Raw genomic sequence first — 15,573 nt, 5'->3', positions numbered from 1 at the left:
CTTTATATTTATAAAAAATCAATTATGTTTTTAAACAAAAAAACCATTGACATTAAAGAGCTTTTATGATATTATTTTGTAGTTACGCTTAGCGACGGTAGTCAGCAACCCTAGCTAGCGAATAAATACTTTTGGAGGTGTTGGAATGTACGCAGTTATAAAAACTGGTGGTAAACAGTACAAAGTTGCAGAAGGTGATGTTTTAAGAGTTGAAAAGCTTAATGCTGAAGTTAACGAAACTGTAGAATTAACTGATGTTCTTTTAGTAGCTAATGGTGAAGATGTAAAAGTTGGAACTCCAGTAGTTGAAGGAGCTAAAGTTGCAGTTGAGATTTTAAACCAAGGTAAAGGTGAAAAAGTTATTAACTTCAAATACAAGCCAAAAACAGGATACCATAGAAAAAAAGGTCACAGACAACTATTTACTGAAATCAGAGTTAAATCAATTAACGCATAGTTAATATTATGACTAAGATTGAAATTTTTAGAAAAAACGGTAGAATTATTAGATATAAAGCTACTGGACATGCAGAATATAATGAATATGGATCAGATATAGTGTGTGCAGCACTTTCTACCGCATTGCAGTTTCCTCTTGCAGGATTCCAAGATGTTTTAGAAATCTATCCTAGATTTGAGTTATCTTCTGATGGTCTTATATCTGTTGATTTAAACAATATGGACCTAAATGGTAAAGAAAGAGAAGTGCATACTCTTTTGGAAAGCATGATGGTAGTTCTTAAAGAACTATCGAAGAATTATCCAAAAAATATAAAGCTTGTAGAGAAGGAGGAATTTTAAATGTTATTTTCATTAAATATACAATTATTTGCACATAAAAAAGGTCAAGGTTCTGTTAAAAACGGAAGAGATTCTAACCCTAAATACCTTGGTGTAAAAAAGTATGATGGAGAAGCTGTTAAAGCTGGAAACATCATAATCAGACAAAGAGGGAATAAATTCCATGCCGGTAATAATATCGGTCAAGGAAAAGACCATACTTTATTTGCATTAATTGACGGATATGTAAAATTCGAAAGATTAGGTAGAGACAAAAAGCAAGTTTCTGTATACGAAACTAAATAATGATTTAAAAATAAAAGCCTCATTAATGAGGCTTTTTTTATTTCTAAATTTGTTTTATTATTTTTTGATTTAATACATCAATTATCCCTAAATCACTTATTTTAACTTCTGGTATCACTATTAAAGCTAGAGAACTTGGCCTTGTTATAGGACTATCACATTCTATACCCATTTTTCTCAAAAGATTATTAATCCTTTCTATATTATTTCCTGTTTTATAAGCATCTTCATTTGAAAGCATGCCCGCAATTGGAAAATTAATTTCATCTTTAATTTTTTCTTTTTCTGCTATAACTACTCCACCACCAATATTTTTTAATCTATTTGCTATAATTACTGCATCTTTTGGATTAGTATATACTATTGTCATATTATGAGCATCATGTGAATAAGTTGTTCCAACTCCTCCTTCTTTCATTTTAAAATTTTCAACTACCGCTAATGATATATTATTATTTCCTTGATGCCTATTAATCACTGCCACGAAATTTAAATCTGTAGAAGATAAATCAACAAAATAATTTTTAACTGGAACTTCAAATTCTTTTAATTTTGTAAAGGTTCTTTTTGTATCTTCATAAAAAATGCCTTTTATTTTTACTAGCCCTTCTTTTTTATCTGTCTTTATTTTCAATTGATTTTCTTCAACTAAAGGAATATAAACTGTATTTCTTTTTTCTATTTCTAATTGTTTTTGCTCTATTTCTACTTTCATCTTCCCAAATTCAGAAACCAACTTTCCTCTATAAAATGTTTTTTCTACATTAAAATCTTTTAAATCATCAAAAACAACCATATCTGCAAAATAGCCAGGAGCTATAGCTCCTAATTTTTCTATCTTAACTTCACAAGCTGCATTTATTGTTACCGCCCTTATTGCTTCAATTGGATCTAAACCAGCTTTTACAGCAACTTTTAAACAATTATTTAAATGTCCATTTTCGATTATATCCTTTGGTTCTCTATCATCTGTACAAAGAGTTAAATTTCTAGGAGATTTAAACCCTTTGGATACTATATTTTCAACTATTGAAGTTATATTTTTAGACATTGAACTTTCTCTAGCGTCAACAGTTATTCCTTTCCTTATTTTTTCAATAGCTTTAAATCCATCTCTTGTTTCATGGCAAGAAACAGGACCTCCACATAAGTAAGCTGATAATTTATCACCAGTTAATCCTGGAGCATGTCCTTGTAAAAATTTTCCTTTTTGATAAGCTATATCTATTATATCTTCCATTCTCTCATCACAGTTTATCACACCTAAAAAATCCATAATTTCTCCAAGACCAAGAATTCTATCTTTATCTAACCATTTTCCAACATCTTTTGCAGTTACAGTTGCTCCTGAATTTTCTAAATTTAAAACTGAAGGAACACAAGAAGGAATTAAAAAATATTGATTCATTGGTAATTTTTTAGAGGCTTCTAGCATATAATCTAGTCCCTCTTCTCCTAGAACATTTACTATTTCATGAGGATCTGCTATCACCGTAGTTGTTCCTTTTGGAAGAACTGCTTGCGCAAAATAATAAGGAGTTAAATGGGTACTTTCTATATGCATATGAGAATCTATTAAACCTGGAGCTAAATATTTTCCTTTTAAATCTATAACTTTATCAACTACTTTATTGGTATCCTTTAAACTTTCTACCACATCTACAATATAATTATCATAAACATATACATTAGCTAAATATATTTCACCAGAAAAAACATTTATTAAATTTGCATTTTCTAATTTTAAAGTACATTTCAATATCCCTAAAGAGGCTTTTATTAAATTTCTTCTTTCAATTTTTTTCATTTCATCTCCTATTTCAAATTTTTTCTTATATCATTTATTGATTTTAAGTTGTAGGCTGATTCAGCATTTAAAATTGCTCTATTTATAGCTTTACTCATAACTTTAGTTGCTAAAACTCCAACTGCATCAGGCATAGCTTCTACTTTATTTGTTGACAACGTAAATATTGTATCCCCATCAACTGTAGTATGAACAGGAGAAATAGCTTTAGCATAACCATTATGGGAAATAGAAGCTAATTTATTCATTTGAGATTTTGTTAATTTTGCATTTGTGATTATGCAACCTATCGTTGTATTTCCATTAAAAACATTTTTTTCTGAATATCTATATTGAGAATATAGTTCTTCTTCTGTGCTAGCTAAATCATTTTTTTCTGAATTTAACAATCCTGCCATTATTTTATTTGTATCTATATCAACAACATCTCCTAAGGCATTTACTGCAACAACTGCTCCAACTTTTAATTCTCCAATTTGAAGTGTATAAACTCCAAGTCCACCCTTCATTGCTCTTTCTACTCCAGTTATTTTCCCTATACTTGCCCCTGTTCCTGCTCCTACATTCCCTTCTTTTATTTCATTCTTTTCTGAATTTAAGCAAGCATTATATCCCATTTTTTTATCTGGTCTACATTTAGAATCTCCAATAATTAAATCAAACAAAGAAGCTCCACAAACAATAGGAACAACTCCAACTTTAACATCAAAACCTTTTCCTTTTTCTTCTAAATATTCCATTACTCCTGCTGCTGCATCTAGACCATAAGCACTTCCTCCACTTAATATTATTCCATGCACCTCTTCCACAGTATTTTCTGATTTTAATAATTCTGTTTCTCTAGAAGCTGGTGCTCCTCCCCTTACATCTACTCCCGCTATCCCTCCTTCTTCACATAAAATAACGGTACATCCTGTTGCCCCTTCTATATTTTGAGCATTCCCTATTTTTATTCCATTTATTTCAGTCAGTTTTATCTCTTTCAATTTACTTCTCCTTTTCAATTTTCTATGTAAAACTATTATACCTTATTATTTTTATATCAAAAAATTTTTCTTAACTTAATTTAAATTTTTTATTTCTTTTATAATTAAAATATACTCTATTTAAAAGACTTAAACGAAATATTCCTTCACCTAAAAAAAATTATTGAAAATTTTACTTGCTTTTTTCATTAATTTCATTTATACTTATTTTTAATAAATCAAAATTTTAAGAAGGAGGAAAAATATGCTATTACTTAACGTCATAATTTTTATACTAATATCACTAATATTATTTAGCGTCTTAATAATATTTCTTATACGTATTTGTAAAAAAATTATGCCCAGCAAGATAATAAATGTTTTTCCATCTTTATCAAATAGTTATATTTAAATTTATATTTTAATTTAAATATTTTGATAATTTTATTAATCATTTACACAATCTTGTTTAAGATTGTGTTTTTTTTATAACTTCAAGGGGGATTTACAATGAATATTAAATTTGAAAAATCTAACAATTTAAAAACAAAACCAGATGAAAGCAACTTAGGCTTTGGTAAATATTTTACTGATCATATGTTAACAATGGATTATACTAATGAAAAAGGATGGCATAATGCTAAAATAGTTCCTTATGGCCCTTTATCTTTAAGTCCTGCCTCTTTTGTTCTTCATTATGCTCAAGAAGTCTTCGAGGGAATGAAAGCTTATAGAACTCCGGACAATAATATTCAACTTTTTAGACCAGAGATGAATGCTAGAAGATTACAAAGTTCTTGCGAAAGATTATGTATTCCTAAAATATCTGAGGATGTTTTTTTAGAAGCAATTAACTCTCTTTTAGAAGTTGAACAAGATTGGATACCTCATCTTGAAGGAACTTCTTTATACATACGTCCATTTATTTTTTCAACTGAACAAACAGTTGGACTTCATGCTGCTGGTAATTTCAAATTTATTGTAATCCTTTGCCCTGTTGGAAACTATTATCCTGAAGGAGTTAATCCAGTAAAAATATACGTAGAAGATCAATTAGTTCGTGCTTCAAAAGGTGGTACAGGATTTACTAAATGTGGTGGAAATTATGCTGCAAGTATGCTTGCTCAAGTTCAAGCTCAAGAAAAAGGTTATACTCAAGTACTTTGGTTAGATGGAGAAAAAAGGAAATATGTAGAAGAGGTTGGTTCTATGAACGCTCTTTTTAAAATAGACGGTAAAATTTATACTTCACCTATTGATGGAACTGTACTTCCTGGTGTTACTCGTGATTCTTGTATCAAACTTTTAAAAAGTTGGGGTTATGAAGTAGCTGAAGAACATTTTTCAATAGACTTTCTTATGGACGCTGGAAGAACTGGTAAACTAGAAGAAGCTTTTGGAACTGGAACTGCTGCAGTTATTTCTCCTATTGGAGAACTTTTCTATAAAGGAGAAACTGTTATCATCAATAATTTTAAAACTGGAAAAGTGACTCAAAAACTTTATAATACCCTTACTGATATTCAGTGGGGAAAAACTGAAGATCCATTTAATTGGACTCAAAAACTTTAATTAGCCAAAAACTGCTTCAAATGAAGCAGTTTAGCCATACATCCTTAATCCAACCTGTCTAACCAACAGGTTGGGTTAACCCTAATAATGATTAATTCATATTTAATGCTTTATTTGTATTTTTCCTCATTATTTCACATGAATTACCAAATTCAATTAATTCTTTTTCTGTTAAAGGTAATTCTATAACTTTAATCACTCCTTCATTTCCTAAAATTGCAGGTACACTTGCATAAACATTTTCTTGTCCATATTCTCCTTTTAATAAAGTTGATATCATACAAACTTTTCTTTCATTTGCAAAAATTGTTTTTGCAATTTCTACACATGAAGTTCCTATTCCAAATTCAGTGGAACCCTTTCCATCAATAACTACCCAAGCTCCTGCTCTTGCTTCATCTGCTATTTTATTTAAATCTAATTTCCCGTAAGTATCTGGATTTTCTTTCATTAAATCTAATAATGATTTTCCAAATATACTAGCACATGACCAAGGAACCATTTGACTTTCTCCATGCTCCCCCATAACATAAGCATATATTGATTTTTGATCTATATTTAAATTTCTAGCTAAAGCCTTTCTTAATCTAGCTGAATCTAATGTTGTGCTTGTAGATAAAATTCTCTCAGTTGGATAATTTAATCTTTTTTGTAAATAAGCTGTAACCACATCTGCTGGATTAGAAATATTTATTATTATACCTGAAAATTTAGAATTTTTTATTCCTTGTACTATTGATTCTAAACACTCTAAAGTTGTACCTAAACTCTCCATTCTTGTTTTTCCTGCATCAGGTAAAGGTCCTGCTGAAATTACAATTATTTCTGCATCATCAACATCAGAATAATCTCCTGCTTTTACTTTAACATGATGTGGTAAATAAACAACCGAATCTTCCGTATCTTCTGATTGAGCTTGGGCTTTCTTTTCATCTATATCAATATATACTAACTCATCACATGCTCCTTGGGTTACAAAAGAAAATCCAACATGAGAACCTACATGTCCTGCCCCTATAACTATAACTTTTCTTGATTTTATTTTCATTTAGTTCACCTCTATTCTATAATGGTATTGGTCCAACCAATACCATTATAGAATAACTTTTATTATCTTATTTGTCAACATTATTTACATTTACAAAAAAAAGAGACTTTAAAAAGTCTCTTTTAAATTATGATATCTTTTCTACCATATCTCTTACTGCTAATACTCCCATTACTGCAGCTATATTAAGCCCACTTCCATAACCTGAACCATCACCAGCAGCATAAAGTCCTTCTATATTTGTCATCATATTTTCATTTAAAGTCATTCTTGTACTTCTAAATTTAATTTCTGGAAAATATAATAATAAATCTGAAGATGCAAATCCTGGAGTAATTTTATCATGTGCTTCAATAAATTCCATTATATTGTCTAAAATTCTTTTGGGACAAGCTAAGGAAATGTCACCAGCAACATAATCTGTAGTTGTTGGAACTATATTTAATCTTTCTAATTTTTCATCTGTTGAACGTCTTCCTTCTTTTAAATCACCGTAAGATTGAAGAAGTAATTTTCCTCCTGTAAGCATTGAAGACATTTTTGCAATTGCTTCTGCATATTCAAAAGGTTGATCAAATGGTTTAGTAAATGTTTTTGTACATAATAATGCTAAATTTGTATTTTTTGATTTTTTATTTTTATATGCATGTCCATTTGCTAATACTATACTATCAGAATGCTTTTCTGCTGCTATAAAACCACTTGGGTTACTACAAAAAGTTCTCATCCTATCTCTATAAGTTTTTGTATAATATATCATTTTTGCTTCATAAAAATTTTCATTAATTTCTTTCATTATAATATCTGGAATTTCCACTCTAACTCCGATATCTATCGCTCCATTAGTACAATCAACTCCATATTTATGGCTCATTTCCATAACTTTATGAGCTCCACTTCTTCCCATTGCAAGTAAAACATTATCAGAATAATATTCTTCAAGTTCTCCTTTATATAGACACTTAGCCCCTTTAATTTTTCCTTCTTCTATTATTAATTCTTCAATATCTCTCTCTATTTTAAATTCAACACCTTTTTCTAAAAGTTCATCAATTAATTTTGTATATAATTTTCTTGAACCATCTGTACCTAAATGCATTGTAGGTGTATCTACTAACTGAATTCTATTTTCTATACATTTTCTTTTGATTTCTTCCATTGCTGTATTATATTTTAAACCTGTAGCTTCCTCATTAAAACCAAATTTTCTATAAATATCTACAACATAGTTAATAGTATCATTAACAATTGCTTTATCTACTATTTTATGTACATCTCCTCCAACTTTATAATCTAAATTAAATTTAGAATCTGAAAATGCTCCTGCTCCACTTACTCCATAAATTATTGCACAAGTTGGACAATTTACACATTTACCTAATTTTTCTTTAGGACATACTCTTTCTTTTAACATTCTTCCCTTATCTATAATTAAAACTTTTAAATTGGGATTTAATTTCATAGCTTCATAGGCTCCAAAAACTCCTGCCTGTCCGCCGCCTAAAAAAATTATATCGTACTTCATTTTATCCTCCTATTGATCACTCCAGTTTATATTTTGCATATACATATTATTTGGTAAATTAGGATGAATTTCTCCAGTCTGGCCACTATAATCATAGTTCCAACCTGCTAAACCATTTCTTGTCTTAAAATCATCCGTATCAAAAATTTTATTATTTTTTCCTAATTTATCAGTTCCTTCTGTAAACTCTATTGAATTTTTTTTATATATTTTAGCAAAAGAAATCTTATTTCCTTTTTCATCTATATAATCTAATATTTTCAAATTATTATAGGCACCTTTTTTAGTTAGTTCTGGATATTTTCCTGTAACTTTGTAATATTCTTCTAAAGCAACTCTTATTTCATTTAAACTTTTTTCAACACTTTCAGCTTTTTTAGTATAGTTTATATCTTTAGAACCAGGAATTATCACATAAATAATTAAAAATAATATTCCTAACGCTATTAATGATAGTTGTATTAACCAAGATTTTATTTTATTTCTCTCCTCCACAACAATCACCCTATCTTTTTGGTTTTATAAATGCTTTTCTTCTTATTATTTCCCCTTTTTTAGGATAAGTTATTTCTATATTTAAAGGTCCTCTTTTAACTGATAACCAAGCTAAACCTTTAAATACTATTTCTTCACCTGTTTCAATCTCAAATTTTTCAGTAACTATTTCCTCTTTCTTTAAATCATCTAAACAACTTTTACAAGGAGGATAAAATAAATCACTTCTATTACTTGCTATTAACTCTTCTGCTTTTTCTAAATTAGTATCATGATAACTTACATTTTTTGAAGCATATACTGAGAAAATAGGTTTTAATTCATTATCTCCTATTATTCTAATTTTTACTAATCCTCCTATAAATATAACTCTATCTTTTCCTTCTTTATAAGTTTTTCTTGAAATTTCCATGGAAGGAACTATGTCTAAGTTACAATTTTCACATACTAAATCTGAAAATCTACCTTCAGGAATAAGTCCTGGTGTATCAATTAAAGTTATATTAGCATTAGTTAACTTTTTCTTTGAACTTTTTAAGGTAGTACCTGGATATTTTGATTCAGTAGCAATCTTTTGTCCAACAAGTCTATTTATAATACTTGATTTTCCAACATTAGTTACTCCTAAAACAGCAACTTTTGCTCTTTTTGGAAAAAAATGATTTATCTTTTTATATATCCCACTTATTCCATAAGTATTTTTACTACTTACTATAGCTATATCTAGAGGAGCTATTCCTTCTTCACCTAATCTATATTTTGCCCAATCTGCAACTTCAGAAGGATGTTTTTCTCCAGGAATTAAATCTATTTTATTCAATACTACAATAGATTCTTTTTCTCTTAAAATATCCAATATTTCATCATCAAAAGAACCTTCAAAATCAATTACATCAAACACAGCTAATACTAAATCTACATCTTCAATTGTTTCATGTACCTCTCTTCTATAATCTTCTCTTGTCATTTCTACAGGAATATATTCACCATAATTTTTTATTTTAAAACATCTTTGACAATATAAATCTTTTCCTTTATTATTTTTATTTTCTAATGCACTCTTAGGAAGATAACCACTTTTATTTTTATCTTCACTTTGTAATTCTACTCCACACCCTACACATTTTTTTGACATTCATTCCTCCAATTATAAAATTTATTAAATTTAAATTTTTTCCACAACTATATTTGAATTTGTATATATACAAATTGACGATGCTATTTTTAAAGATTCTAAAACTATTTTCTCTGGACTAAAATCTGTATTTTTCAAAAGAGCTATTCCAGCTGAATAAGCATAATTCCCCCCGCTTCCTATGGCTATTACATCTTCATCAGGTTCTATTATATCTCCATTTCCAGATAAAACTAAAAGATCTTCTTTACTTGCAACTATTAACATAGCATCTAAGTTTCTTAAAGCTTTATCATTTCTCCACTCATTTGCAAGTTCAACAGAAGCTTTTTTAACATTTCCTTTATACATAGCTAAATATTTTTCAAATTTCTCAAATAAAGAAAAAGAATCTGCTGCTCCACCTGCAAAACCAGTTAAAACATTATAATCTTTTATTTTTTTTATCTTTTTTGCTTTAGATTTAAAAACTGTATCTCCTAAAGTTACTTGTCCATCTCCAGCAATAGCAATATTTTTCCCTCTTCTTGCTAAAATTATTGTAGTTGCTCTCATCTGTTCCATATTAAATATTCCTCCAATTTCAGTTAATATTTAAACTTTTAAATACTGTTGGTTTTTTTATTAATTCTTGATACAACTTTGTGGTTTCTATATTCTTATGTCCCATAAGTTCCTTTAAATAGTTAATATTCATCCCATGAGATAACATATAGGAACCAAAAGTATGTCTAAATATAAATGGATTTACTTCTTTTTTTATCTCTGCTTTTTTTCCATATTTAACTAACAGCCTTCTTAAAGATCTATCGCTTAATCTTGTTCCTGCTCCATTAACAAAAATTATATTTTTGTTATACTTATCTTTATATTTTATTTTTTTTGCCTCTATATATAACTCTAAATATTTTCTTGTAATCTCACTAAAAAACACTACTCTTATTTCTTTTCCATTTTTTACCACAGCTTCTCTTCTATCTATATTAATTGCTTGTTCACTTAACATTATTAATTCCATAGGCGTTATCCCTGAAGAAAATAACAATTCTAATATCAATCTATCTCTCAGTCCATTACATTTTGATATATCTATTATCTCTCTTAACTTCCCTATCTCTTCCATAGATAAAATTTCTGGAATTTCTACTTGAAAACTGGGAGCTATTATTAATTCTGCTGGATTTTTACTAATAAAATTATTTTCTTTTAAATATCTATAAAAAACTCTAATGGATGATATTTTTCTACTCATACTTCTCTTAGAGATTTTGTTTTTTTGCAAATTAACTATAAATCCTCTTAAATCAATAGAATTAACTTCCTTAAAATTTTCAACTCCATTTTCTTTCAAATATTCTTCCAATTGTTCCAAATCTTTTTTTAAGGATTTTATTGTGTTTTCACTTTTATTTTCTGTAAATTCTGAATAAAACAAGAAATTTTTTATATTTTTTTGAAACACAATTATAACCTCCCTTTCTATTTTTACTCTATTTACATTCCCTTAATTTTTTCATCTAAATATTCTAATGCTCTTTTAGAAATTGTATGATATCTTTCTCTTTTATCTCTTATCCTTTTACCTTCTAAGTCTCTTATCATCCCAAAATTAGGTCCTATTGGTTGGAAATTCTTTTTTTCTTCTGTTATATATTTTATGATAGCACCTGTTGCACTTAAATCTTCTAATACAAACTCTTCTTTATTCATAATTTTATTATATATATTTATTCCTGCCATAAGTCCTGTAGCCATTGCACATACATAACCTTCTCCCCCTGTTATCTGTCCAGCAAAATAAATATTTTCATTATCTTTTAAATTCAAAGTTGGATTTAATAATTTTGTTGAATTTATAAAAGTATTTCTATGCATAACTCCATATCTTACAAATTCAGCATTTTCTAATCCTGGAATCATTGAAAAAACTCTTTTTTGTTCTCCCCATTTTAAATTAGTTTGAAAACCTACTAAATTATATAATTTTCCTTCTTTATCATCTTGTCTTAATTGAACAACTGCATGATCCCTTGAATTTGTTCTTGGATTAGTTAATCCTTTAGGTTTTAGTGGTCCAAATAATAAGGTCTTAATTCCTCTACTTGCTATTCTTTCAACTGGCATACATCCTTCAAAAAGTTTTTCTTCTTCAAATTTTTTAAGAGGTGCTCTTTCTGCAGTTATTAAATTTTCATAAAATTTATTATACTCTTCCTCATTCATGGGACAATTTATATATTCTCCTTCTCCCTTATCATAACGAGATTGAAAATAGACTTTATCTAGATTTATAGAACTTAAAGTTACAATAGGAGCTGCTGCATCATAAAAATATAAATGTTCATCTTTTGTTAATTCTTTTATATTTTCTGATAAACTTTCAGAAGTTAATGGTCCACTAGCAATTAAAACTATTTTATCTTTTGGAATTTCTTTTAATTCCTCATTTATTATTTCTATATTTTCATGATTTTTTAAGGTATTTGTTATCTTTTCAGAAAAAAGAGTTCTATCAACTGCTAAAGCTTGACCTGCAGGAACTTTAAATTCATCAGCAGTTTTTACAAGTAAAGAACCTAAACGTCTTAATTCTTCTTTCATAAGACCTGAAGCATTCCCTAAATGATCTCCTCCTAAAGAATTACTACATACTAATTCTGAAAAATATTCTGTTTTATGTGCTTCCGTACTTTCTTTTGGTCTCATCTCATATAACTTAACTTTTATTCCTCTTTCTGCAAGTTGGTAGGCTGCTTCACTTCCTGCTAAACCAGCACCTATAACAATTACTTCCTTCATCATTTATATATTTCTCCTCTATAATTTTATTTTTGTTTTTACAAACAATTATACTACATTTTATATATAATTTCCATATTATCGGAAATCTTTTAATAATAAAATTTCCTATGAATTATTTAATTATATTGATTTTAACCATTAACTATGATATAATTACTAACATTTGATATATCAATTAATTTTTATTTTTTGTATATATTTTTATTTTAAAGAGGTGAAAAAATGGAAGTTATTAGTAAAAATAAACCTAAAGGAAAAGATTTTGCAGTTGTAAAAGCAAAAAGAAAACAAACAAGAATTTTAGAAGAAAGAGCAATTAAACAAAGAACTGAAAACAAAAGAGTAAATGCTGAAAAAAGAAAGGCTAAAAACCTTGAAAATGATTATCAAGATAAATGTAGAGCTATTGAAATAGTTGGATTTAGAAGAGGAATGCTTCTTATTAAAATTCAAGATAAAGTTGAAAAAAGAGCTTTACTTTATGATGACCGTAAAGTAAATAAAAAGAATCTTGAAAAAGAAATTTTAAATTTCTTCATCAAACTTTATGGAAGTGATTTTCCTATTAGAAAGCTTAAAAACTTTAAAGAAAAAAGAGAAGAATTAGTTTTCTCTTTTGAAGAATTATTTGATTAAAAAATAAAAAGACTAAAGATATTTTCCTTTAGTCTTTTTTTATTTTTTTAAAAAACTTCTCTTGCATTCTCTACTTCTTCATCTAAAGCTATTTTTAAAGCAACTATAGCAACTTCTAATTGTTTTTCATCAGGCTCCTTAGTTGTTAATTTTTGAAGATATAAACCAGGAAGAGCTAGTCCTCTTATTATTTTATTATCCAAATGATTGCTTGTAAACCTTTGAAATTCATAAGATAATCCTGCTATAAAAGGCATTAAAATTACTCTCAACAATACTTTTAATAATATCTTTCCTAAAAATGTTGTTGGAATAGGTAATATAAAATCTATAATACTAAATACAACTATTGCTATAAGCATAACTATAAGTAAAAAACTTGTTCCACATCTTGGATGTAATGTAGTAAATTCTTTTGCATTTTCTGGAGTTAAGTCTAATTTATTTTCATAAGTATATATTGTTTTATGTTCTGCCCCGTGATATTCAAAAACTCTTTTTACATCTTTAGAAAAGGAAATTATCCATACATATAATAAAAAGAAAACTAACCTTAAAATTCCTTCTAAGATATTAGCATAACCTCTACTCTCTTTAAAAACAAAACTCCCTAATAATGAAGGTAATACTATAAATAATAATATCCCTAATCCTAAAGATACAATAGTTGTCAAAATTGCATCTTTATTTGTCATTTGTTCTTCTTCATTTTCTTCACTTTCATTAGCTGAAAATGTTAATTCTTTCACTCCTGTAACTAAAGAATCAAACAAAAGAACTGCACCTCTAACAAATGGAATCTTTGATAATTTTTTTCTATTTTCAGCAAAATAAGTTTTTTTATAAACTATTTCTCCCGTTGTTTTTCTTACTGCAGTAGCTAGTAAAGAGCCATTCCTCATCATAACCCCTTCAATAACTGCTTGTCCTCCCACATTAGTACATTTATTTTTCATCTATTTCCCCTTTATCTTCTTCCGTATTTTTTATTACTACAAAAGTTATATCATCAACTTGTTGATATCCTTTACAAAATATATCTATTTCATTTAATATATTTTTCTTTATAATATCAACATCATTTTCTTTATTATTATAAACAACTTCCTTTAATCTTTCAAAACCAAATAATTCTTTATTTGGATTTTCAGCCTCTGTTATTCCATCAGTATAATAAACAACAATATCTCCTTTATCAAGTTTTAATTCCCCTTGTCTATATTTATATTCTGACAAGAATCCTATTGCAACACCTTTCACTGTAACTAACTCTACTCTATCTTTTTTTGCTTTATATACCATAAGAGGTGTATGACCTGCATTTGAATATGTCAATATTTTAGTTTTATAATTAAAGTTTGTATGCATCATAGTTATAAACATATCTTCTGTTATATCTGGATAAATAATCCTATTCAATTTCCCCATATTTTCAGAAGGATTTATATGTTGAATTTCTAATGTCTTTAATATAGATCTTCCTAAAGCCATTAAAAATGCTGCAGGAACACCCTTTCCACTTACATCTGCAATAGTTATAGAAAAATTTTCTTTATCTAAAATATTATAATCATAATAATCTCCCCCAACCTCTTTAGCAGGATTAAAATGATTTGCTATTCTAAGTCCATATATTTCTTTTATATTTTTAGGTAAGATTTTTTGTTGAATTCTTGAAGCCACTTCTAACTCTTGAGAAATTCTTTCCTTAATTCTTAAATCCGCATAAATTTTAGCATTATTAATTGCTATCGCTACCTGAATAGTTAATGCCGAAATTGTTTCTTCATCACTATCAGTAAATTTATTTTTATCCTCTATTATATAAATAACCCCAAATTCTTTTCCTTTAACTAAAAGAGGAGATATTACTACAATCTCATCCTTTTCTAAAGTAAACCCTTTTTTTAAATCTTCATAAACTTTTTTATAGTCTTGATAAGTGAATTTTTTTAAAATTTCTAGTGAGTAGGCTACCTCACCTTTAAAATCAATGTCTCCTCTTATTTGCTTATTTGTTAGTTTTCCATCTTCCCATAAATATAATGATACTTTTTTTGCACCTGTTAACACAAAATAAGCATCCAAAATTATGTTTATAATATGTTCTAATTCTATTATAGATAAAACTGTTCTTGATAAAGCATTTATATTTGAAAGATTAGTAACTCTTGTTTCCAATATTTGATTACTATATTCTAATTTTTTAGATTTTTCTAATAAAGAATTGTAAGTAACTTCTAACTCTTTTCTATATTCTCTTAATTCTTCTAAAGAATTGTCTAGTTCTAAATCTTGTTTTATAATCTTCTTTAAAGTTTCTATATATTGTTCTTTTAGTTCTTGAGGTATTTTATCATAGAATTTTTTATCCTTTAAACTTTTTAATATCTTTTCAATCGTAAGAATACTTTCTTTTTCTTGATTTTTTAAAAGAAAAATAAATATCCCTATTAAAATTAATATAGTTAAATATATTGCCATTAAAAATCCTCCAAATTT

At 27.6% G+C, this 15,573-nt stretch carries 16 protein-coding genes; 5 read left to right on the top strand and 11 right to left on the bottom strand.

Annotated elements, in window-relative coordinates:
* Positions 1-145: 145 nt before the first annotated feature.
* Genes rplU through rpmA form a run of 3 tightly spaced genes read left to right on the top strand, consistent with a single transcriptional unit; the run spans position 146 to position 1,086 of the window.
* Positions 146-457 (top strand): 50S ribosomal protein L21, encoded by a 312-nt coding sequence (gene rplU, locus Q7K47_09345; protein ID MDP0507403.1) that lies wholly within the window; start codon positions 146-148, stop codon positions 455-457.
* Positions 458-465: 8 nt separating this feature from the next.
* Complete coding sequence (locus tag Q7K47_09340; protein MDP0507402.1) at positions 466-801, top strand: ribosomal-processing cysteine protease Prp; 336 nt, start codon at positions 466-468, stop codon at positions 799-801.
* Positions 802-1,086, top strand: coding sequence for a 50S ribosomal protein L27 (rpmA, locus tag Q7K47_09335; GenBank protein MDP0507401.1), 285 nt, complete (start codon positions 802-804; stop codon positions 1,084-1,086).
* A 43-nt stretch (positions 1,087-1,129) separates the two neighbouring features.
* Here rpmA and ade read toward each other — a convergent pair whose 3' ends face one another.
* Together ade and Q7K47_09325 are read right to left on the bottom strand one after the other, a co-directional pair.
* Positions 1,130-2,893: an adenine deaminase gene (gene ade, locus Q7K47_09330; GenBank protein MDP0507400.1), complete on the bottom strand. Its 1,764-nt coding sequence runs from the start codon at positions 2,891-2,893 to the stop codon at positions 1,130-1,132.
* An 8-nt stretch (positions 2,894-2,901) separates the two neighbouring features.
* Positions 2,902-3,879, bottom strand: coding sequence for a P1 family peptidase (locus tag Q7K47_09325; GenBank protein ID MDP0507399.1), 978 nt, complete (start codon positions 3,877-3,879; stop codon positions 2,902-2,904).
* A 489-nt stretch (positions 3,880-4,368) separates the two neighbouring features.
* On the opposite strand from Q7K47_09325, the gene Q7K47_09320 reads away from it, so the two are divergent.
* Positions 4,369-5,430, top strand: a complete 1,062-nt coding sequence (locus Q7K47_09320) for a branched-chain amino acid aminotransferase (GenBank protein ID MDP0507398.1) — start codon at positions 4,369-4,371, stop codon at positions 5,428-5,430.
* A 91-nt stretch (positions 5,431-5,521) separates the two neighbouring features.
* Here the strand turns inward: Q7K47_09320 and Q7K47_09315 are convergent, their stop codons facing one another.
* The 7 genes from Q7K47_09315 to trmFO form a co-directional block, all read right to left on the bottom strand.
* Positions 5,522-6,478 (bottom strand): L-lactate dehydrogenase, encoded by a 957-nt coding sequence (locus Q7K47_09315; protein ID MDP0507397.1) that lies wholly within the window; start codon positions 6,476-6,478, stop codon positions 5,522-5,524.
* Positions 6,479-6,605: 127 nt separating this feature from the next.
* Positions 6,606-8,003 (bottom strand): FAD-binding protein, encoded by a 1,398-nt coding sequence (locus Q7K47_09310; GenBank protein MDP0507396.1) that lies wholly within the window; start codon positions 8,001-8,003, stop codon positions 6,606-6,608.
* Between the two features lie 9 nt (positions 8,004-8,012).
* On the bottom strand, positions 8,013-8,498 hold the full coding sequence (locus Q7K47_09305; protein ID MDP0507395.1) for a hypothetical protein: 486 nt from the start codon (positions 8,496-8,498) through the stop codon (positions 8,013-8,015).
* Between the two features lie 10 nt (positions 8,499-8,508).
* Complete coding sequence (yqeH, locus tag Q7K47_09300) at positions 8,509-9,633, bottom strand: ribosome biogenesis GTPase YqeH (protein ID MDP0507394.1); 1,125 nt, start codon at positions 9,631-9,633, stop codon at positions 8,509-8,511.
* 30 nt (positions 9,634-9,663) lie between these two features.
* Positions 9,664-10,197 (bottom strand): ATP-dependent protease subunit HslV, encoded by a 534-nt coding sequence (gene hslV / locus Q7K47_09295; protein ID MDP0507393.1) that lies wholly within the window; start codon positions 10,195-10,197, stop codon positions 9,664-9,666.
* Positions 10,198-10,216: 19 nt separating this feature from the next.
* Positions 10,217-11,095 (bottom strand): tyrosine-type recombinase/integrase, encoded by an 879-nt coding sequence (locus Q7K47_09290; GenBank protein MDP0507392.1) that lies wholly within the window; start codon positions 11,093-11,095, stop codon positions 10,217-10,219.
* Positions 11,096-11,127: 32 nt separating this feature from the next.
* Positions 11,128-12,435: a methylenetetrahydrofolate--tRNA-(uracil(54)-C(5))-methyltransferase (FADH(2)-oxidizing) TrmFO gene (trmFO, locus tag Q7K47_09285; GenBank protein ID MDP0507391.1), complete on the bottom strand. Its 1,308-nt coding sequence runs from the start codon at positions 12,433-12,435 to the stop codon at positions 11,128-11,130.
* Between the two features lie 222 nt (positions 12,436-12,657).
* Here trmFO and Q7K47_09280 point away from each other — a divergent pair, with 222 nt between their 5' ends.
* On the top strand, positions 12,658-13,071 hold the full coding sequence (locus Q7K47_09280) for a hypothetical protein (protein ID MDP0507390.1): 414 nt from the start codon (positions 12,658-12,660) through the stop codon (positions 13,069-13,071).
* 47 nt (positions 13,072-13,118) lie between these two features.
* Here the strand turns inward: Q7K47_09280 and Q7K47_09275 are convergent, their stop codons facing one another.
* Both Q7K47_09275 and Q7K47_09270 read right to left on the bottom strand, forming a co-directional pair.
* Positions 13,119-14,027: a DUF1385 domain-containing protein gene (locus Q7K47_09275; GenBank protein MDP0507389.1), complete on the bottom strand. Its 909-nt coding sequence runs from the start codon at positions 14,025-14,027 to the stop codon at positions 13,119-13,121.
* Positions 14,017-15,555 carry a SpoIIE family protein phosphatase gene (locus Q7K47_09270; GenBank protein MDP0507388.1) on the bottom strand — a complete coding sequence of 513 codons (1,539 nt, stop codon included), beginning with the start codon at positions 15,553-15,555 and terminating at the stop codon, positions 14,017-14,019. The genes Q7K47_09275 and Q7K47_09270 overlap by 11 nt, the downstream gene beginning before the upstream one ends.
* Positions 15,556-15,573 lie beyond the last annotated feature (18 nt).

It is taken from the genome of Fusobacterium sp. JB019, from assembly GCA_030673965.1.
Classification (GTDB): Bacteria; Fusobacteriota; Fusobacteriia; order Fusobacteriales; family Fusobacteriaceae; genus Fusobacterium_B.
Note: the sequence above shows the minus strand (reverse complement) of the source record. Positions and strands in the feature narration are given on the sequence as shown.